At 45.4% G+C, this 19,495-nt stretch carries 24 protein-coding genes; 5 read left to right on the forward strand and 19 right to left on the reverse strand.

The window, feature by feature from the left end; all coding sequences use genetic code 11:
- Positions 1-12: 12 nt before the first annotated feature.
- The 4 genes from R7D93_RS14210 to cobA form a co-directional block, all read right to left on the reverse strand.
- The gene (locus tag R7D93_RS14210) at positions 13-1,737 is read right to left on the reverse strand and encodes an SLC13 family permease (protein WP_017820289.1); all 1,725 of its coding nucleotides are present in this window, start codon (positions 1,735-1,737) and stop codon (positions 13-15) included.
- 251 nt (positions 1,738-1,988) lie between these two features.
- Entirely contained in the window at positions 1,989-3,419 is a 1,431-nt protein-coding gene (cysN, locus tag R7D93_RS14215; RefSeq protein ID WP_017633444.1) for a sulfate adenylyltransferase subunit CysN, read from the reverse strand.
- Positions 3,420-3,437: 18 nt separating this feature from the next.
- Complete coding sequence (gene cysD / locus R7D93_RS14220; protein ID WP_005379592.1) at positions 3,438-4,346, reverse strand: sulfate adenylyltransferase subunit CysD; 909 nt, start codon at positions 4,344-4,346, stop codon at positions 3,438-3,440.
- A gap of 59 nt (positions 4,347-4,405) precedes the next feature.
- Positions 4,406-5,281 (reverse strand): uroporphyrinogen-III C-methyltransferase, encoded by an 876-nt coding sequence (gene cobA / locus R7D93_RS14225; protein WP_213868556.1) that lies wholly within the window; start codon positions 5,279-5,281, stop codon positions 4,406-4,408.
- Between the two features lie 275 nt (positions 5,282-5,556).
- Here cobA and cpdB point away from each other — a divergent pair, with 275 nt between their 5' ends.
- Both cpdB and R7D93_RS14235 read left to right on the forward strand, forming a co-directional pair.
- The gene (gene cpdB / locus R7D93_RS14230) at positions 5,557-7,518 is read left to right on the forward strand and encodes a 2',3'-cyclic-nucleotide 2'-phosphodiesterase (RefSeq protein ID WP_225496750.1); all 1,962 of its coding nucleotides are present in this window, start codon (positions 5,557-5,559) and stop codon (positions 7,516-7,518) included.
- A 97-nt stretch (positions 7,519-7,615) separates the two neighbouring features.
- Positions 7,616-8,194 (forward strand): Crp/Fnr family transcriptional regulator, encoded by a 579-nt coding sequence (locus tag R7D93_RS14235; RefSeq protein WP_225496748.1) that lies wholly within the window; start codon positions 7,616-7,618, stop codon positions 8,192-8,194.
- 54 nt (positions 8,195-8,248) lie between these two features.
- Here the strand turns inward: R7D93_RS14235 and dbpA are convergent, their stop codons facing one another.
- Entirely contained in the window at positions 8,249-9,628 is a 1,380-nt protein-coding gene (gene dbpA, locus R7D93_RS14240; RefSeq protein ID WP_225496746.1) for an ATP-dependent RNA helicase DbpA, read from the reverse strand.
- Between the two features lie 142 nt (positions 9,629-9,770).
- Here dbpA and R7D93_RS14245 point away from each other — a divergent pair, with 142 nt between their 5' ends.
- Positions 9,771-10,232: a GNAT family N-acetyltransferase gene (locus tag R7D93_RS14245; protein ID WP_225496818.1), complete on the forward strand. Its 462-nt coding sequence runs from the start codon at positions 9,771-9,773 to the stop codon at positions 10,230-10,232.
- 91 nt (positions 10,233-10,323) lie between these two features.
- Here the strand turns inward: R7D93_RS14245 and R7D93_RS14250 are convergent, their stop codons facing one another.
- Positions 10,324-10,920 carry a LysM-like peptidoglycan-binding domain-containing protein gene (locus R7D93_RS14250; protein ID WP_017820296.1) on the reverse strand — a complete coding sequence of 199 codons (597 nt, stop codon included), beginning with the start codon at positions 10,918-10,920 and terminating at the stop codon, positions 10,324-10,326.
- A gap of 232 nt (positions 10,921-11,152) precedes the next feature.
- Between R7D93_RS14250 and R7D93_RS14255 the strand changes: the two genes are divergently transcribed.
- Complete coding sequence (locus tag R7D93_RS14255) at positions 11,153-11,773, forward strand: FKBP-type peptidyl-prolyl cis-trans isomerase (RefSeq protein ID WP_005383137.1); 621 nt, start codon at positions 11,153-11,155, stop codon at positions 11,771-11,773.
- A 153-nt stretch (positions 11,774-11,926) separates the two neighbouring features.
- Entirely contained in the window at positions 11,927-12,406 is a 480-nt protein-coding gene (locus R7D93_RS14260; RefSeq protein WP_017820297.1) for a DUF2780 domain-containing protein, read from the forward strand.
- A gap of 135 nt (positions 12,407-12,541) precedes the next feature.
- Here the strand turns inward: R7D93_RS14260 and rplQ are convergent, their stop codons facing one another.
- The 13 genes from rplQ to rpsH all read right to left on the reverse strand — a co-directional run bounded on the left by rplQ (position 12,542) and on the right by rpsH (position 19,479).
- Positions 12,542-12,922, reverse strand: a complete 381-nt coding sequence (gene rplQ, locus R7D93_RS14265) for a 50S ribosomal protein L17 (RefSeq protein ID WP_005383141.1) — start codon at positions 12,920-12,922, stop codon at positions 12,542-12,544.
- A 26-nt stretch (positions 12,923-12,948) separates the two neighbouring features.
- Positions 12,949-13,941, reverse strand: coding sequence for a DNA-directed RNA polymerase subunit alpha (locus tag R7D93_RS14270; RefSeq protein WP_005383143.1), 993 nt, complete (start codon positions 13,939-13,941; stop codon positions 12,949-12,951).
- Between the two features lie 24 nt (positions 13,942-13,965).
- Entirely contained in the window at positions 13,966-14,586 is a 621-nt protein-coding gene (gene rpsD / locus R7D93_RS14275) for a 30S ribosomal protein S4 (RefSeq protein WP_005383146.1), read from the reverse strand.
- A 27-nt stretch (positions 14,587-14,613) separates the two neighbouring features.
- Positions 14,614-15,003 (reverse strand): 30S ribosomal protein S11, encoded by a 390-nt coding sequence (gene rpsK, locus R7D93_RS14280; protein ID WP_001118870.1) that lies wholly within the window; start codon positions 15,001-15,003, stop codon positions 14,614-14,616.
- Positions 15,004-15,021: 18 nt separating this feature from the next.
- The gene (gene rpsM, locus R7D93_RS14285) at positions 15,022-15,378 is read right to left on the reverse strand and encodes a 30S ribosomal protein S13 (protein WP_005383154.1); all 357 of its coding nucleotides are present in this window, start codon (positions 15,376-15,378) and stop codon (positions 15,022-15,024) included.
- A 149-nt stretch (positions 15,379-15,527) separates the two neighbouring features.
- Positions 15,528-15,641, reverse strand: coding sequence for a 50S ribosomal protein L36 (rpmJ, locus tag R7D93_RS14290; RefSeq protein ID WP_000868186.1), 114 nt, complete (start codon positions 15,639-15,641; stop codon positions 15,528-15,530).
- Positions 15,642-15,679: 38 nt separating this feature from the next.
- Entirely contained in the window at positions 15,680-17,014 is a 1,335-nt protein-coding gene (gene secY / locus R7D93_RS14295) for a preprotein translocase subunit SecY (protein WP_005379562.1), read from the reverse strand.
- Between the two features lie 20 nt (positions 17,015-17,034).
- The gene (gene rplO / locus R7D93_RS14300; protein ID WP_005383155.1) at positions 17,035-17,469 is read right to left on the reverse strand and encodes a 50S ribosomal protein L15; all 435 of its coding nucleotides are present in this window, start codon (positions 17,467-17,469) and stop codon (positions 17,035-17,037) included.
- A 5-nt stretch (positions 17,470-17,474) separates the two neighbouring features.
- On the reverse strand, positions 17,475-17,651 hold the full coding sequence (rpmD, locus tag R7D93_RS14305) for a 50S ribosomal protein L30 (protein WP_005379565.1): 177 nt from the start codon (positions 17,649-17,651) through the stop codon (positions 17,475-17,477).
- 7 nt (positions 17,652-17,658) lie between these two features.
- Positions 17,659-18,162 carry a 30S ribosomal protein S5 gene (gene rpsE / locus R7D93_RS14310; protein WP_004745894.1) on the reverse strand — a complete coding sequence of 168 codons (504 nt, stop codon included), beginning with the start codon at positions 18,160-18,162 and terminating at the stop codon, positions 17,659-17,661.
- Positions 18,163-18,176: 14 nt separating this feature from the next.
- The gene (rplR, locus tag R7D93_RS14315; protein ID WP_005379568.1) at positions 18,177-18,530 is read right to left on the reverse strand and encodes a 50S ribosomal protein L18; all 354 of its coding nucleotides are present in this window, start codon (positions 18,528-18,530) and stop codon (positions 18,177-18,179) included.
- Positions 18,531-18,539: 9 nt separating this feature from the next.
- Positions 18,540-19,073 carry a 50S ribosomal protein L6 gene (rplF, locus tag R7D93_RS14320; protein WP_005379570.1) on the reverse strand — a complete coding sequence of 178 codons (534 nt, stop codon included), beginning with the start codon at positions 19,071-19,073 and terminating at the stop codon, positions 18,540-18,542.
- Between the two features lie 13 nt (positions 19,074-19,086).
- Positions 19,087-19,479, reverse strand: coding sequence for a 30S ribosomal protein S8 (gene rpsH / locus R7D93_RS14325; protein WP_005379572.1), 393 nt, complete (start codon positions 19,477-19,479; stop codon positions 19,087-19,089).
- Between the last annotated feature and the right edge of the window lie 16 nt (positions 19,480-19,495).

A 19,495-nucleotide genomic window follows, 5' to 3' on the forward strand; every position in this document is an offset into this window, starting at 1 on the left:
TAAATATCGGAATTAAAACGGGAAAAAGACCGGGATCAAAGTAAGTACTAATACAGAGTACACAATCGAAATTGGCACTCCAATTCTCACGTAGTCGGTCAATTTGTAATTTCCTACGCTGTACACCAGCAGGTTAGTTTGGTAACCGTAGGGAGAGATAAAGCTCGCACTCGCGCCGAACAAAACCGCCATGATGAATGGCATCGGATCCACGCCATAACCCACCGCCATGCTATAGCCGATAGGAAAAGAAAGCGCAGCCGCGGCATTGTTTGTCACCAATTCAGTGAGTACCAATGTCATGATATAAGTCGCCACCAACGCACCAAATACTCCCCAGCCATTAAACGCTTCAATAAACATCACTCCCATTCTTTCTGACAATCCAGAAGAGATCATCAGTTGAGCAATAGACAAAGCGGAACCGACAATCACGACGATATCGATCGGAAAACGGCGGCGCAGTTCTGAAATCTGCACAATACCAAACGCAATAAGCGCGATAAGGTACACAGCTAGACCTTTAATAATCGGCACTAACTCTAATAGAGCGCATCCAATTACGGCTGCAAAGCCCAGTAATACAATGGAAGACTTATTCGTATCAAGCCTAGCGCTAGAGTCCAAGTCATGCACTAAAACAAACTCTTTACGATGAGCTCGGCGTTCAGACTCAAAACGCTTGCCTGGAACCAGAACTAACGTGTCCCCTGGCGCTAAGGTAATGCTACCCAAGCCACCTTCTAGGCGTTCGTGGCCTCGGCGAATCGCCACAACAACGGCATCGAATCGGTCGCGGAATCGGCTCTCTTTGAGGGTTTTGTAGCAAAATGTCGCCGACGAGCTCACCACAACTTCGATAAAGTTTTGCCCATTTAAGTGCTGCTGACCAAACAACTTGAGGCCCGGAATTTCTTGCAGGGTCGCGACGCTCTCAACATCGCCACAAAACAGCAGGCGGTCTTTTGCGTTGAGCACAAAATCCGGTCCCACAGAAGAAACAGTAACACCATCGCGCACCACTTCTGCAAGAAACAGTTTGCGCAGCGCACGTAAATTATTCTCGCTGATCGTACGCCCAACTAGCGGTGAGCCAGGCTCAACGCGAGACTCAAGAAAGTAAGGTAAATCTTCTTGGTTTTGATCATCATAATTCGGTAGCAAGTAGCTCAGTGGAATAAGAATCAGCATCCCTCCCACCAGCACAGCCAAACCTATCATCGTAGGTGTAAAAAAGCTCAGGCTCGGTAAGCCTGCGTCTTCGACAAAGCTGTTGATGATTAAGTTAGTCGACGTACCAATCAAAGTTAATGTGCCACCAAAAATGGCGGCGTAAGACAAGGGGATAAGTAATTTCGAAGGTGCATGCTGCTGATTACGCTTAATCGCCCCAATCAATGAAACAACCACAGCGGTATTATTCGTAAATGAAGAGAGCAAGGCTGTCGATACGCCGAGCTTAGCAATCACGCTGCCTAACTGGCCCTCAGAGATACTTCGGCTCACCCAACTGATCAGCAGTGTTTTTTCTAGAGCACAGGATGCAAGAATCAATAGAACCAGGGTTAACAATGAAGAGTTGGTAAAATTGGATGCGATAGTGGCTGAATCCATCATCCCAGCCATGAATGCAATAAAAGCGGCCCCCGCAAAGACATAACTAGGCTTAATTTTCGTGACAAGCAAGCAAGTGATAATGCCAAGCAAAATCGCTAACACAAACCCTTGTTCCCACATAGCCTTTCCTTACCAAATAGCCCCAAAGGGCACAACAACGACTCATTTATCCATGAAACACCGACAAACGAGTAAACAGACAAAAATCAGCGCAAGCGAAAAGAACATCAGAATGCTCGGTTTTCTTGGGCTCCACCGAAGCATTCTGGTATTAGGAGAATACCTAACGACATTTCGCAATTCAGTTAGGTAGCGACGCCCCAAGTACAACAGCAGACAGAGCCTGAAATTATCGTACTTGGGTAAGCCAGTTACTTTTTCAGAAACTGGCTGACGTCTTTTGCTTCCCAGTGTGGGAAGTGTTTACGGACAAGCGCATTAAGCTCAACTTCAAACGCAGAGATGTCCGTCAAATCGCGCTCAACCACGGCGAGGCTCTCTTTAACCATGCCGGCACCAACCGTCACGTTTGTCAGACGATCGATAATGATAAAGCCACCGGTATCTGCACAGTCTTGATAATTGTCCAGCGCGACTGACTCATTAAGAGACCATTCACACAAACCAATACCATTCAATGGCAGCTCTGCCGAGCTATGAGTCGAGAGATTATTAATGTCATATTGATGACGAATCGCTTCAACATGACCTACGGTTTTCTTACCTGCGATTTTGATGTCATAGTCACGACCCGGTTGCAGGGGTTGCTCTGTCATCCACACCACATCGGCAAGCAAATGGTTTGTGGTTTCCACTTGAGCATTATCTAGAACAATTAAGTCGCCACGGCTAATATCGATCTCATCGCTTAGCGTCAGAGTGACAGCTAATCCGGCACGAGCTTCTTCGATATCACCATCAAAGGTCACAATACGAGCCACAGTTGACGTTTTACCCGATGGCAATGCTTTAATGGCATCACCGACTTTGATCGAACCAGAAGAAATGGTCCCCGCAAAACCACGGAAATCGAGGTTAGGACGATTAACGTATTGCACAGGGAAGCGGAATTCACCCGCGCCTTTTTCTTGATCCACATCGACCGTTTCAAGAAGCTCAAGCAATGATGGGCCTTTAAACCAAGTCAGGTTTTGGCCTTTATCCACCACATTGTCCCCTTCAAGCGCTGAGATCGGGATGATTTGAATATCAATATCCCCTGTCAGATTCTCAGAGAACTTCAGATACTCATCGCGGATCTCTTCAAAGCGCTCTTGGGAGTAATCCACTAAGTCCATCTTGTTGATCGCCACAACAAAGTGCTTCAAACCCAACAGGTTGGAAATGAAAGAGTGACGACGAGTTTGATCGAGAATGCCCTTACGTGCATCAACCAGAATCACAGCTAAGTCACATGTCGATGCACCTGTAGCCATGTTACGTGTGTACTGCTCGTGTCCAGGAGTATCTGCAATGATGAATTTACGTTTCTGCGTCGAGAAATAGCGGTAAGCCACATCAATCGTGATCCCCTGCTCGCGCTCAGCTTGTAAGCCATCGACCAACAACGCAAGGTCGGGCTTTTCACCCGTGGTGCCCACACGTTGGCTGTCTGAGTGCACTGCCGCTAGCTGATCTTCATAAATTTGTTTTGAGTCATGGAGTAAGCGACCGATTAATGTACTTTTACCGTCATCCACCGAGCCACAAGTCAAGAATCTAAGTAACGACTTGTACTGGTGTTGTGTTAAATAGCCTTCGATACCAAGCTCGGCTAATTGAGCTTCAACTGCACTGTTCATTATCTTTCCTTAGATCCTTTAGAAGTAACCTTGACGTTTCTTAAGCTCCATCGATCCTGACTGATCGTGGTCGATCGCTCGGCCTTGGCGCTCACTCGACGTTGCCACCAGCATCTCTTCGATAATGCCAGTTAAAGTGTTTGCTTCAGACTCGATGGCCCCAGTCAATGGATAACAACCAAGGGTACGGAAGCGCACACTCTTCTCTTCAATCACTTCACCCGGTTGAAGCTCCATACGATCATCATCAACCATGATCAGCATGCCATCGCGTTCAACAACTGGGCGTTTGTCCGCGAGGTAAAGCGGCACGATCTCGATGTTTTCTAAATAGATGTATTGCCAGATATCAAGCTCAGTCCAGTTAGACAGCGGGAATACACGAATGCTCTCACCCTTATTAACCTGACCGTTGTACGTCTTCCATAGCTCAGGACGTTGGTTTTTAGGGTCCCATGTATGGTTCTTATCGCGGAATGAATACACACGCTCTTTCGCCCGTGATTTCTCTTCATCGCGGCGCGCGCCACCAAAGGCCGCATCAAAACCGTACTTGTTCAGCGCTTGTTTTAAGCCTTGAGTCTTCATGATGTCAGTGTGCTTAGAAGAACCATGAACAAACGGACTACAGCCCATGGCTAGACCTTCTGGATTCTTATGTACCAAAAGCTCAAAACCGTATTTGGCCGCGGTGCGATCACGAAATTCAATCATCTCGCGGAACTTCCAATCGGTGTCGACATGCAGCAATGGAAATGGAATCTTACCTGGGTAAAAAGCTTTACGCGCTAGGTGCAGCATCACTGATGAGTCTTTACCAATCGAATACATCATGACTGGGTTATCAAACTCAGCCGCAACTTCACGGATGATGTGGATACTCTCCGCTTCGAGTTGTTTAAGGTGAGTTAAACGTTGTTGGTCCATGTTTTGTATTTCCTTTTTAAGCTTGAAGGCGCATTACGTCTCTAATCTTTGGTCTGAAATTATATGGAGTTGGCAATAGCACTTTTGTTGAATTCAGTACTAGACAAAAACCAGTCTAACTTTTGAGACAGTCGCACTACCTCTCCGACAACAATCAAAGATGGCGACTGTGCTTCCTTCGATAAATCAGAGAGTTGGGAGAGTTCTCCCGTAAATACTTTTTGTTGAATCTGCGTGCCACGCTCAATAATGGCAATCGGAGTCGACGCTGAACGACCATGCTTAATGAGTTGATTCTGAATATAGTGTGATTTCATCAGCCCCATGTAGATCACTAAAGTCTGATTCCCACGCGCCAACGTGGACCAATCCATCTCATCACTTTCTTCTTTCAAGTGGCCAGTCACAAAGATGGCCGATTGCGCATAATCACGATGAGTCAGTGGAATACCAGCATAAGCGGTTGCGCCAGCTGCTGCGGTAATGCCAGGGACAACTTGAAAACGAACGCCGGTATCAGCAAGCACTTCTAACTCTTCACCACCACGACCGAATACAAACGGATCCCCACCTTTAATGCGCACTACTTTGTAGCCCTGCTTGGCAAAATCCACCAAAAGCTGATTCGTCTTCTCCTGCGGCACACTGTGATGCCCAGCTCGCTTCCCAACGCACACCAAAATCGTATCGCTTGGAATCAATGCCATGATTTCTTCAGACACCAAGTAGTCGTACAAAACCACGTCAGCTTGCTGCAAGCAGTTCAGTGCTTTCACCGTCAGAAGTTCAGGATCGCCTGGTCCTGCACCTACTAAGGCGACTTCACCAGGCTGTAGCGATTGCTTTGCAAAACGAGTAACACCAGCGACTGGGTTGTCAGAAACTAACCGGGGCTTTGGTTTAGGAAAAGAAGTGACTGAATCGTTCGTTGCCATGTGCTTGCTCATCGTCCATTGATATCGTTATGCAAGCATTATGGCGGGGCGTTTATATTACCTGAAATTCTAAAATTTCATTTTTTATTCAAAAATCTGCTAAGAAGTTTTTGTTTGGTCTCATTCAAAAGCGTGAAAAAGTCGGCGGTTAATATGAATAAGGTTCAGTAAACTGATTAATGTTCACAGTTTTCTGTATCTTTATCATCGAGTTGCACCTGTGTTTGATACATTACGCAGTACGATTTCCCCTTATCATTGAATTGGAGCACCAAATGAAAGTGGCAGTTCATCCTATTTCCCTCGCAGTTTTAAGTGGCATGCTAACGCTTGCTGGCCCAGCAATGGCCGATACTATCAAGCTTCGTATTATCGAAACCACCGACATTCACACCAACGTGATGGATTACGATTACTACAAAGACCAACCATCACAGCAAATCGGTTTAAGTCGCGCTGCGACAATAGTGAAACAGGCTAAGTCTGAGGCAGAAAACACGGTACTAGTAGATAACGGCGATTTAATTCAGGGCAGCCCAATGGGCGATTACATGGCGGCAAAGGGGATTAATCCCGGCGACGTGCACCCAGTCTACAAAGCGATGAACAAGCTAGACTACGATGTGGGCAACATTGGCAATCATGAGTTCAACTATGGCTTAGATTTCCTACAAACGACGTTGAAGGGGGCAAACTTCCCTTACATCAATGCAAACGTATTTGATAAACAAACCGGTGAGCATTACTTCAAGCCTTACCTCATCAAAACTCACACATTTAAAGACACAAACGGCGAAGCGCATCAAATAAAAGTGGGTTACATCGGCTTTGTACCACCACAAATTATGGTGTGGGATAAAAAAAACTTAGAAGGCAAAGTCTTTGCTAAAGACATTAAGGAAACAGCAGAGAAACTGATTCCTCAAATGAAGAAAGAAGGCGCAGACGTGATTGTGGCGATTCCACACTCGGGCATTTCTACTGATCCATACAAACTAGGCGCTGAAAACTCTGTTTACTACCTCACAGAAGTTGAAGGTATTGATGCGATTGCTTTTGGCCACTCTCACGCAGTCTTCCCAGGGAAAGACTTCGCAAACCTACCTGGTGTTGATATAGATAAAGGGACCATCAATGGTGTAACGTCCGTGATGCCGGGCCGCTGGGGAAGTCACGTAGGTGTGATGGATTTGATGCTGAAAGAGAAAGACGGCAGATGGCAAGTCGTCGAAGGCCAAGCAGAAGCACGCCCTATCTTCGATAAAGTAAATAAGAAGTCATTAGCTAAAGCCGATGCAGATATTGTGAAAGCGTTAGAAGAAGATCACAAAGGCACTCGTGAATTTGTAAACCAACCAATCGGCAAAGCAAATGATGTCATGTACAGCTTCTTGGCATTAGTGCAGGACGACCCCACCATTCAAATCGTTAACCTTGCTCAGAAAGACTACGTAGAACGCTTTATTCAAGGCGACCCAGACCTTTCTGACATTCCAGTACTGAGTGCGGCAGCACCATTTAAAGTCGGCGGTCGTAAGAACGATCCGAATAACTTTACAGAAGTAGAGTCCGGTCAGCTCACCTTCCGTAATGCGGCCGATCTTTACTTATACCCAAACACCTTGGTTGCGATGAAAGTGAAAGGTAAAGAAGTTCGCGAATGGCTAGAGTGCAGTGCGGGTCAATTCAACCACATCGACATCAACAATCCTGAACCGCAATCTTTGATTGATTGGGATAATTTCCGTACGTACAACTTCGATGTTATTGATGGGGTTAACTACCAAGTCGACGTTACCCAACCGCCGAAGTACGATGCGGATTGTAAAGTGATTAATCCAGATTCTCAGCGTATCGTGAATCTGACGTTTAATGGTAAGCCTGTCAATCCGAAGCAAGATTTCATTATCGCAACCAATAACTACCGTGCTTATAGCAATACTTTCCCTGGTACAGGCCCAGATTTCATTGCATTTGACGCACCAGATGAAAACCGCTCTGTCGTCGCCACTTATATTTCTCGCGTGAGTGAAGAAAAAGGAGAAGTGACACCAAGCGCTGACAACAACTGGTCTTTCGCACCGATTAAGTCCGATAACAAGCTAGATATTCGTTTCGAAACCTCCCCTAGCGATAAAGCGGCGCAGTTCATCAAAGAGAAAGGACAATACCCAATGAAACGCGTGTCAACAGACGACATTGGTTTCGCAATTTATCAAATCGATCTGAATAAATAAGGTTGATTTGACAACAACACTAAGCGGCTCTCATGAGCCGCTTTTTCGTTATCAATAAAACCCGTTAAAATAAAGAAAACCGTTTCTGAGTTATCACATGCACAGCGATCTTTTTTCAGACTTAGTCAATCATGGCTTCTTAGACACAGAAGCAAACCAACTTATTGAAAATGGTGAGTTGCTCGAACTGCCTACACGCCACATTCTTAATCACCAAGGGGAGTTTAGCTCACATCTGTACTTCATTATTGAGGGGTTATGCCACGCAAGCTATCTCACGGAGCACGGCAAAGAATTCAGTAAAGAATTTTATTGGGAGAAGGACTGGGTTATCGGGTTTGAGAGCATAATAAAGGACCAACCTTCGCCTTACTTATTGGAAACGCTGAGCGCTTGTCAGCTATTTTGCTTGCCAATTGAAACGTTGCATCACTGGCGAGCAGAAAAGCACGCCATTTACTTAAAGCTACTCGAAAACCAACTGGTTAATAAAGAGAATAAAGAACGCTTTATGTTGCTCTACTCTCCAGAGGAACGATATCAATTATTTTGCGCTCATTACCCAGACTTAAAGCTACGTATTACCGATAGCCAAATAGCTGCTTATCTTGGGATCACGCCAATCAGTTTGAGTCGAATCAAAGCACGCTTAACCAAAGATCACACTCTCAAATAAACTCAAAAAAGAAAAAAGCTCTTCAAACGAAGAGCTTTTTCTCTGCTATTTGAGCTATTTAAGAATTCGCGCCCGGAACTGGCGCCCTTTCATCTTGCCGTTACTAATGGTCTGTAGAGCCTTTTTAGCCACAGACTTTTCGACGGCAACGTAGGCGCGCATCGGGAAAAGGTGAATCTTGCCAACTTGAGAGCCTGGGATACCATTTTTTCCAGTCAGACATCCTAAGATATCTCCCGGTCGTACTTTCTGTTTCTTACCGCCATCAATGTTAATCGTCACCATCTTCGCTTGGTATGGCTGCTGATTTGATTTGGCAGGCAATGTTGCTGGTACCACGTCCATGTCCAGGTATTCTTCAATACGAGCTACACGCAAACCGTCTTTCTCTCCAAAGAAGCTGAACGCCAAACCTTTACTACCTGCACGGCCTGTACGACCGATACGGTGTACATGAACCTCAGGATCGCGCGATAGCTCAAAGTTAAAGACTGCATCAAGGTTATCTACGTCCAAACCACGCGCCGCGACGTCTGTTGCGACAAGGATAGAAACACTCTTGTTAGCAAACTGCACCAATGCTTGATCGCGTTCACGCTGTTCTAAATCCCCATGGATATCGATAACGCTGAACCCTTTGCGATGCAACTCATCTGCGACACTTTGCACTTCTTTTTTGGTATTGCAAAAAACCACAGCGGACTCTGGTTGGTGAGTCAGTAGCAAGTTCGCCAACGCTTCATCACGCGCTTCCGAGCCTTCAACTTTATAGAAATGCTGAGCAATGCTTGAGGTATCGTGCGTCGATTCCACCTTAATCACTTCAGGCGTCTGCATGATACGCTGCGCAATTTGCTCAATTTTCTCTGGGAAAGTAGCACTGAAAAGTAGAGTTTGACGCTGCTTTGGCGCTGCATCAATAATCGCATCTAATGCGTCTTGGAAACCCATGTCCAACATGCGATCAGCTTCGTCCAGCACCAAAGTATTCAGCTCGCTAAGGTTAATTCGGCCTTTCTCAAGGTGATCCAAAATACGGCCAGGTGTGCCGACTAGGATATGCGCACCATGCTCCAGAGAACCAATTTGTGGCCCCATTGGCATCCCACCGCAGAGAGTAAGCACTTTAATATTATGAATGCCACGACCTAAAGTACGAATTTCCTTCGCGACTTGATCCGCAAGCTCACGAGTTGGACACAATACTAATGACTGGACACGAAAACGTTTGACGTTAAGGTTCGATAAAACACCCAAACCAAATGCAGCGGTTTTACCTGAGCCCGTTTTACCCTGCCCGATGACATCACGATGTTTTAGGATTGCAGGCAAACTCAAAGCTTGAATTGGCGTCATGTGGGTGTAGTTCAGGGAATCAAGTGTGGCGAGTAACGCTGGGTTTAGCCCGACTTGATCAAAAGTTTGTTTGCTCACGGGAATATCCTCAGGTGAGATGAAAAGAGGGCACATTATCACCAGATTTGGTGGGAAAACCAGTGCTAATTAACCTTTGTTAATGAGTATGAGTACAAAACAAAGTAAAGTCAGTCACTCTACTCTCATGACGGATGACAACATGCTAACTTGGATTACTTTGCCCTTTGCTCAACTGACAACCACACAATTGTATACAATGATGAAATTACGTGTGGATGTATTCGTCGTTGAACAAACCTGCCCTTATCCTGAACTGGATGGCAAAGACACACTGGAAGGTGTTTATCATCTAATAGGTTACCACGGTGATGAACTTGTTGCTTGCGCACGATTGCTACCCGCTGGCACGACGTATGACAATGTGAGCATTGGTCGAGTCGTCACCAAACAAACTGCGCGTGGTGATGGTCTGGGACATAAGTTGCTGGAAGAGGCATTAACACAGTGTGAAATATTGTGGCCAGGACAGACGATTGATATAGGAGCTCAAGAGCATCTCATCCAGTTTTATGCTAGTCATGGATTCAAGGTTATCTCAGAGTGCTATCTTGAAGATGGTATCCCTCATGTGGATATGCGGAAAGAATCCGTAGCGCTATAAGCTTCAACTCGATTGGTTACTATGAAAACTAATCGCTATGAAAAACTGACTAAAAAGACGCGATATCTTCGCGTCTTTTCATTTGAAGCGTTTACTTGTTACGTCCAAAGGTCCCATCCGATAAACGGAAAAACATAACGGACCGCCCGCTTTTTTCCAGCTGTAGCATATCTAACTCACCTTCGTCACTAAGCTTAAAGCGAATCAATTGTCCCTGCTTTATTTGGCTTAGCGGCTTATCACTGCCTTCTATTTTGACCAGAGCGCTAAGATCCGCCATAGAGAGCTGATTACTTCTGAAAACCTGCGCTAATGTATCACCATTTTTAACCGTGTACTCTTTCCAGTCTTCAGATTTCGGTCCAGAGTTCTGAGAGGTTCTCTGCTGGCTTAAACTCTGCGCGTTCAGCTCAATCGCTACGCGTTGATGATCGACCTCAGTCTGCTCAACTGGTTGATCTGTTTTATTTGGCAAAGGAATGACAAGGAGTACCAGAATCAATGGCACTAAGACCATCAAAGCACGCTGATGAAATTTAGGCAGACGCAACCAAAACTGCTTAACAGGCTGTATACGCTCCAACCATTGCTCTTTGTTGAACGGCTGCTTCCAGTCGATAGCAGCGAATTTTTGTTTAACCAATTCGACATAGTCGACTTGCTGCTTTTTCTTTCTGCGACGATTCATTGTAATGAGTCCCTTAATACTTCTACGGTCAGTATAAAAATACCGACGCGGAGAGTATATGTTTTTCACCAAACTAAAATGGAATTGGGATTAAATTAGCAGAAATTTCACTTGGAGTAAGAGATAAGTCACAACCTGGCCGCCTCAATTAAGCATTCAGTCGCAATCATTTAAACCTAAGCTCGAAACTGATATCCTGTTACCTTTATCACTCCTAATAAGAGCGACATTCATGTCTGAAATTAAATTTGAAACTGCAGAACAAAAAGCAAGCTACGGCATTGGTCTGCAAATGGGTCAGCAACTTGCAGGCTCTGGTCTTGAAGGTCTTAGCGTTGATGCTATCGCAGCAGGTATTGCAACAGCACTAACTGGTGACATGCCATCAATCGAAATTGATGAAATCAACAAAGCACTACAAGAACTTCACACTCGTGCAGAAACAGCTCGCCAAGAAGCAGCAAAAATTGCGGCAGCAGAAGGCGAAGCGTTCCTAAAAGACAACGCTCTACGACCTGAAGTTAACGTTCTAGACTCTGGTCTTCAGTACGAAATCATTTCTGAAGGTACTGGTGCAGTTCCTACAGCAGAAAGCTCAGTTCGCGTTCACTACCACGGTGAGCTAACTGACGGTACTGTATTCGATAGCTCTGTATCTCGCGGTCAACCTGCTGAATTCCCTGTTACAGGTGTAATCAAAGGTTGGGTAGAGGCACTACAACTAATGCCTGTTGGCTCTAAGTGGAAGCTATACGTACCACAAGATCTTGCGTACGGTGAGCGTGGCGCTGGTGCGGCTATCCCTCCATTTGCAGCTTTAGTTTTCGAAGTAGAACTATTAGATATTATCTAATTGAAACCATTTTCAATTATGATTAAATAAAACGGCGCACTAGCGCCGTTTTTTTGTCTAAACTGAATAGACTTTCTCACCTCTGAACCTTTCACTCTGATAGCCTTTAAAAATAAAATCACTTTTAAAAAACGCTCAACCTTTGGAGGTACTATGCGTAAAACACTCCTAACTCTAGCACTCCTATCAATCAACATTGGTAGTGCGCACGCATTCTTAGATTCAGTCACTCAAAAAAGTAAAGAAAGTGGCCTGATGGACATGGTCGGCAGCAGCTTGAACACCGAGTCATCTCCATTAACAGACATGCTAACTAGCCAATTACCAGTATCCACTGAGCAAGCAGCCGGAGGCAGTGGTGCGCTACTCGCTTTGGCTCAAAGCCAGCTTTCGCAAGAAAATAGTAGTGAATTACAGTCTTTGATTCCTGGACTTTCAAACTTGCAAGGAGCACAAAGCTTACTAGGAAATATTGAGAATATCAGTGCAGTCAAAAGTGCATTCGATACGTTAGGTTTAGACCCATCTATGATCAGTCAGTTTGCTCCAGTCATCTTGGATTACTTGAACAAGCAAGGCGCTAGCGAAGGGCTTCTAAGTTCGTTGGGCGGATTGTGGAATACTAGTAAATAAGCGTAAGTGATAATCACTTTTTAAATTGCCAGTCTGCATGGGTTGAAATAAATGCAGACTGGATATAAAGGTTTACTGAATTACAGATACAAAAAAGCCGAGCTAATGCTCGGCTTTCTCGTTCTTACGAACTGATTACTCAGCAGCTTCTTCAGCAGCTGGGCGATCTACAAGCTCAATGTAAGCCATTGGAGCTTTATCACCAGCACGGAAGCCAGCTTTTAGGATACGAGTGTAACCGCCCTGACGAGCAGCAAAACGTGGACCTAGTTCGTTAAATAGTTTTGCAACTACTTCGTTGTCACGAGTACGTGCAAATGCTAGACGACGGTTAGCAACACTGTCAGTCTTAGCTAGTGTAATCAAAGGCTCAACTACGCGACGTAGCTCTTTTGCTTTTGGCAAAGTAGTCTTGATAACTTCATGACGTACTAGAGAGCTAGCCATGTTGCTGAACATCGCTTTGCGATGTGAGCTGTTGCGGTTGAGTTGACGACCACTCTTACGATGGCGCATGACCTAATCCTTCTAACTAGTATCGATTAATCTTCAGCGATTGATGCAGGTGGCCAGTTTTCTAGGCGCATTCCCAGAGACAGACCACGTGACGCAAGTACGTCTTTAATCTCAGTAAGAGATTTTTTACCAAGGTTAGGCGTTTTAAGTAGCTCAACCTCAGTACGTTGTACTAGATCACCGATGTAGTGAATCGCTTCTGCTTTCAGACAGTTAGCAGAGCGAACTGTTAGTTCAAGATCGTCTACAGGACGCAGTAGGATCGGATCGAATTCTGGCTTCTCTTCCTTCTCCTCAGGAACTCGTACATCACGAAGATCTACGAATGCATCCAATTGTTCAGCTAGGATTGTAGCTGCACGACGGATTGCTTCCTCAGGTTCTAGAGTACCGTTTGTTTCCATATCGATAACAAGCTTGTCTAGATCAGTACGCTGTTCTACACGAGCTGCTTCTACAGCGTAGGCAATTTTGTCTACTGGGCTGTAAGTAGCATCTACTAGTAGGCGACCGATAGGACGCTCGTCTTCTTCGTTATGGATACGCGCAGAAGCTGGAACATAACCACGACCACGTTCAACTTTGATACGCATTGCGATCTCAGCGTTGTCATCCGTTAGGTGACAAATTACGTGTTCAGGGTTAGCGATCTCTACATCACCATCATGGGTGATGTCACCTGCAACCACAGGGCCCGAGCCTGATTTGTTCAAAGTAATGAACACTTCATCTTTGCCTTCGGCAACGCGCACAGCCAAACCTTTAAGGTTTAGAAGAATTTCAAGAATATCTTCTTGAACGCCTTCTTTCGTGCTGTACTCATGAAGTACGCCTTCAATTTCTACTTCTGTTACAGCACAACCTGGCATAGAAGATAGAAGGATGCGGCGAAGTGCATTACCCAGAGTATGACCAAAGCCACGCTCTAATGGCTCAAGAGTTACTTTTGCGTGAGTCGAGCTGATTTGTTCGATGTCAACTAGACGTGGCTTAAGAAATTCTGTTACAGAACCCTGCATTGTGTCCTCTCTTTAGTTTAAACCTTACTTAGAGTAAAGCTCGACGATCAATTGTTCGTTGATGTCAGCTGATAGATCAGAACGCTCAGGCATACGCTTGAATGTACCTTCCATCTTGCCACCATCTACTTCAATCCAAGTTGGTTTTTCACGTTGTTCAGCAACTTCTAGAGCTGCTTTGATACGAGCTTGCTGTTTAGCTTTCTCGCGAATAGAAACAACGTCATTAGCCGCTACTTTGAAAGAAGGAACGTTTACAACTTTACCGTTTACTAGGATAGCTTTGTGGCTAACTAGCTGACGTGCTTCTGCGCGAGTTGCGCCAAAGCCCATGCGGTAAACTACGTTATCAAGACGACCTTCAAGAAGCTGAAGTAGGTTTTCACCAGTGTTGCCTTTTAGGCGAGCAGCTTCTTTGTAGTAGTTACGGAATTGTTTTTCTAGAACGCCGTACATACGACGTACTTTTTGCTTCTCACGAAGCTGAACGCCATACTCAGATAGACGACCGCGACGAGCGCCGTGTACACCTGGTGCGTTATCAATTTTACACTTGGTATCGATCGCGCGAACACCAGACTTAAGGAATAAGTCAGTGCCTTCACGACGGCTAAGCTTCAGCTTAGGACCCAAATATCTTGCCATGATTCTTCTCCAATTGTCCTAGAAACGTTATACGCGACGTTTCTTAGGTGGACGACAACCGTTATGAGGGATTGGTGTAGCATCAACGATGTTTGTGATGCGGAAACCAGCGGCGTTTAGTGCACGAACAGTAGATTCGCGACCTGGACCAGGACCCTTAACCATAACTTCCAAGTTCTTTAGGCCGTATTCTTTAGCCATTTCAGCACAACGCTCAGCAGCAACCTGTGCAGCGAACGGAGTAGACTTACGAGAACCACGGAAACCAGAACCACCTGCAGTAGCCCATGCAAGAGCGTTACCTTGACGGTCAGTAATGGTTACGATTGTGTTATTGAAAGAAGCATGGATGTGCGCAACGCCATCTGCAACTTGCTTGCGTACGCGCTTACGAGCGCGAGTTGGTTGTTTAGCCATTGTACTCTACCTTCCCGATTATTTCTTGATCGGCTTACGCGGACCCTTACGGGTGCGAGCGTTGGTTTTAGTACGCTGTCCACGTAGTGGTAGACTGCGACGATGACGAAGACCACGGTAACAGCCAAGGTCCATAAGACGCTTGATGTTCATAGATACTTCACGACGTAGATCACCTTCTACAGTGTACTTAGCTACACCATCACGCAGTTGATCGATCTGCTCTTCAGTTAGTTCACTGATCTTAACATTTTCAGCAATACCCACTTCAGCTAGGATAGCTTGAGAGCGAGTTTTACCGATGCCGTAGATCGCTGTTAGAGCGATTACTGCATGTTTCTGATCAGGAATGTTAATGCCTGCTATACGGGCCATTATTCACTCCTAAGTGTTTCTATAAAAGAATTAGCCGCAGCAAAGCCCGTTATGGATACGCTACGGAATACTACTTCTTTTGCACGCAAAAGGTAGGCCGAGGAATATACTCGACCCAACCTTCATTTTCAAGTAAAAATTTCTGCTAATTAGCCTTGGCGCTGTTTGTGCTTTGGCTCACTGCAAATCACGCGAACGACACCGTTACGCTTGATTACTTTACAGTTACGGCAGATTTTTTTAACGGAAGCACGAACTTTCATTGCTAAACTCCGTAAATGAAACTGAGTCTACCGCCGGATTAACGGCCGTAGCCTTTCAGATTCGCTTTCTTCAACACAGAATCATACTGTTGAGACATCAGATGAGTCTGTACCTGTGCCATAAAGTCCATAATTACAACAACTACGATTAGTAGCGATGTACCGCCGAAGTAGAAACGTACGTTCCACGCGACCATCATGAACTCGGGAATCAGACAGATAAAGGTAATGTACAGTGCACCAGCAAGGGTTAAACGTGTCATTACTTTATCAATGTATTTCGCTGTCTGCTCACCTGGGCGGATACCGGGTACGAATGCACCAGACTTCTTCAAGTTATCTGCTGTTTCACGCGGGTTGAAAACCAACGCCGTGTAGAAGAAACAGAAGAAGATAATTGCTGCTGCATAAAGCATTACATACAACGGTTGACCAGGGCTAAGAGCCAAAGACACGTCAGTTAACCAACCGAACGCGCTGCTCTCACCGTTTTGACCAAACCACTGAGCCAATGTTCCTGGGAACAAGATAATACTTGATGCAAAAATCGCTGGAATTACACCTGCCATGTTAATTTTAAGAGGCAAGTGCGAGCTTTGCGCAGCAAACACTTTACGACCCTGTTGACGTTTCGCATAGTTAACGACGATTCGGCGTTGACCACGTTCCATGAAAACAACGAAGTAAATTACTGCAAAAGCTAATACCGCGATTAGCAACAGAAGAAGTACATGCAATTCACCTTGACGCGCTTGCTCGATTGTTTGACCGATTGCAGAAGGCAATCCAGCAACAATACCTGCAAAAATCAGTATCGAAATACCGTTACCAATTCCGCGCTCTGTAATTTGTTCACCTAACCACATCAAGAACATGGTACCGGTTACTAAACTTACGGTAGCAATTAGCGTAAACATGGTTTGGTTGATAACAACCAGATTGTCGACCATGTTTGGTAGGCCAGTTGCAATACCTATAGCTTGGAAGGTTGCAAGTACAAGCGTGCCGTAGCGTGTGTATTGGCTTATCTTACGACGGCCTGCTTCACCCTCTTTTTTGAGTTCAGCTAACGCTGGATGAACTACAGTTAGCAATTGGACAACAATAGATGCCGAAATATACGGCATGATGCCCAATGCTAATATAGATGCACGCTCAAGAGCACCACCGGAGAACATGTTAAACATTTCAACGATGGTACCTTTTTGCTGTTCGAACAAATCGGCAAGTACAGCAGCGTCAATACCAGGAATCGGCACAAAAGAGCCGGCTCGGAATACTAAAAGTGCACCAATTACGAATAACAAGCGCGACTTTAGTTCACTTAAGCCGCTCTGAGCACTACGAAAATCTTGTCCTGGTTTCTTAGCCATCTGTACCTCGTTCCTCGAGATTATTCCTCGATTTTACCGCCTGCAGCTTCGATTGCAGCTTTAGCGCCTTTAGTCACACGTAGACCTTTAACAGTCACTGCTTTGTTGATTTCACCAGAAAGAACAACTTTTACAAATTCGATGTTCTTAGTGATGATGTTAGCAGCTTTAAGACTGTTTAGATCAACTACGTCACCAGAAACTTTCGCTAGCTCAGCTAGACGAACTTCAGCAGACACTAGGCTCTTACGAGAAGTGAAACCGAATTTTGGTAGACGTTGTTTCAGAGGCATCTGACCGCCTTCGAAACCTGGACGAACACTGCCGCCAGAACGTGATTTTTGACCTTTGTGACCACGGCCACCAGTTTTACCTAGGCCTGAACCGATACCACGACCTACTCGCTTCGCAGAAGTTTTCGCGCCAGCAGCCGGTGCTAGAGTATTCAAACGCATTCTGATTACTCCTCAACTTTAACCATGTAGTAAACCTTGTTGATCATACCGCGAATACACGGAGTATCTTCAAGTTCTACTGTGTGGTTGATTTTACGAAGACCTAGACCGCGCAAAGTAGCTTTGTGCTTTGGCAGACGACCAATTGAGCTTTTAGTTTGAGTTACTTTAATAGTTGCCATGGTGTTCTTACTCCGAAATAGATTCAACAGTTAGACCACGTTTAGCAGCAACCATTTCTGGTGACTTCATGCTACCTAGTGCATCGATCGTTGCACGAACGATGTTGATAGGGTTCGTAGAACCGTACGCTTTAGATAGTACGTTGTGTACACCAGCAACTTCTAGTACTGCACGCATCGCACCACCTGCGATAACACCAGTACCTTCTGCAGCAGGCTGCATGTAAACTTTAGAGCCCGAATGGCGACCTTTCACTGGGTGGTGAAGAGTGCCTTCGTTTAGAGCGATCGTAGTCATGTTACGACGCGCTTTTTCCATTGCTTTTTGAATCGCTGCAGGTACTTCACGAGCTTTGCCGTAACCGAAACCTACACGACCGTTACCGTCACCAACTACTGTTAGTGCAGTGAAGCTCATGATTCGACCACCTTTAACCGTTTTAGAAACACGGTTAACTGCGATTAGCTTTTCTTGCAAATCATTCGCTTGAACTTGTTGTTCTTTAGCCATCTTCCAACCCTACCTTAGAATTTCAGACCAGCTTCGCGAGCAGATTCTGCTAGCGCCGCTACTCGACCGTGGTATTGGAAACCAGAACGATCAAATGCAACTGCAGTTACGCCCTTCTCTAGAGCGCGCTCAGCAATAGCTTTACCCACTGCTTTAGCTGCATCAACGTTACCAGTGTATTTCACTTGCTCACGGATCGCTTTTTCTACAGTAGAAGCTGCTGCGATAACCTCAGAGCCGTTAGCCGCGATAACCTGTGCGTACACGTGACGAGGAGTACGGTGTACAACTAGGCGAGTCGCACCCAGTTCTGCAATCTTACGACGTGCACGTGTAGCACGACGGATGCGAGATGCTTTCTTATCCATAGTGTTACCTTACTTCTTCTTAGCTTCTTTAGTACGCACATTTTCATCTGCGTAACGAACACCTTTGCCTTTGTATGGCTCAGGCTCACGGTAAGAACGAATGTCAGCCGCAACTTGACCAACTAGTTGCTTGTCAGCACCAGTGATCACGATTTCAGTTTGGCTTGGACATTCAGCTTTAATACCCGCTGGCAACTCGTGCTCAACTGGGTGTGAGAAGCCTAGTGTTAGACCTACAGCGTTGCCTTTGATAGCAGCACGGTAACCTACACCTTTAAGAGTTAGCTTCTTAGTAAAGCCTTCAGTAACACCAACAACCATGTTGTTAACTAGAGCGCGAGCAGTACCTGCTTGAGCCCATGCGTTAGCAACACCTTCTTTAGGACCGAAAGTCAGGTTATTTTCTTCCTGAGCGATTACAACTGCGTTGTTAAGAACGCGAGTTAGTTCGCCTTTCGCACCTTTTACAGTGATTTCTTGGCCGTTTAGTTTCACCTCTACGCCAGCTGGAATAGCGACAGGTGCTTTTGCAACACGAGACATAGTCTACTCCTTATTAAGCTACGTAAGCGATGATTTCACCACCAAGACCTGCTTTACGTGCAGCGCGGTCTGACATAAGACCCTTGGAAGTAGAAACGATAGCGATACCAAGACCACCCATTACAGAAGGAAGTTCATCTTTCTTCTTGTAAACACGTAGACCTGGACGAGAAACACGTTTAAGTTGCTCGATTACTGGTTTAGCTTGGAAGTACTTAAGTGTAACTTCTAGCTCAGGTTTTGCTTCGCCTTCAACAGCGAAGTCAACGATGTAACCTTCAGCTTTTAGTAGTGCAGCAATTGCAACTTTAAGCTTTGAAGAAGGCATTTTTACAGCAACTTTGTTTGCTGCCTGACCGTTACGAACGCGGGTCAGCATATCCGAAATCGGATCTTGCATGCTCATATGATTTACTCCAAAT

Source organism: Vibrio sp. YT-15 (assembly GCF_033337445.1).
Taxonomy (GTDB): domain Bacteria; phylum Pseudomonadota; class Gammaproteobacteria; order Enterobacterales; family Vibrionaceae; genus Vibrio; species Vibrio alginolyticus.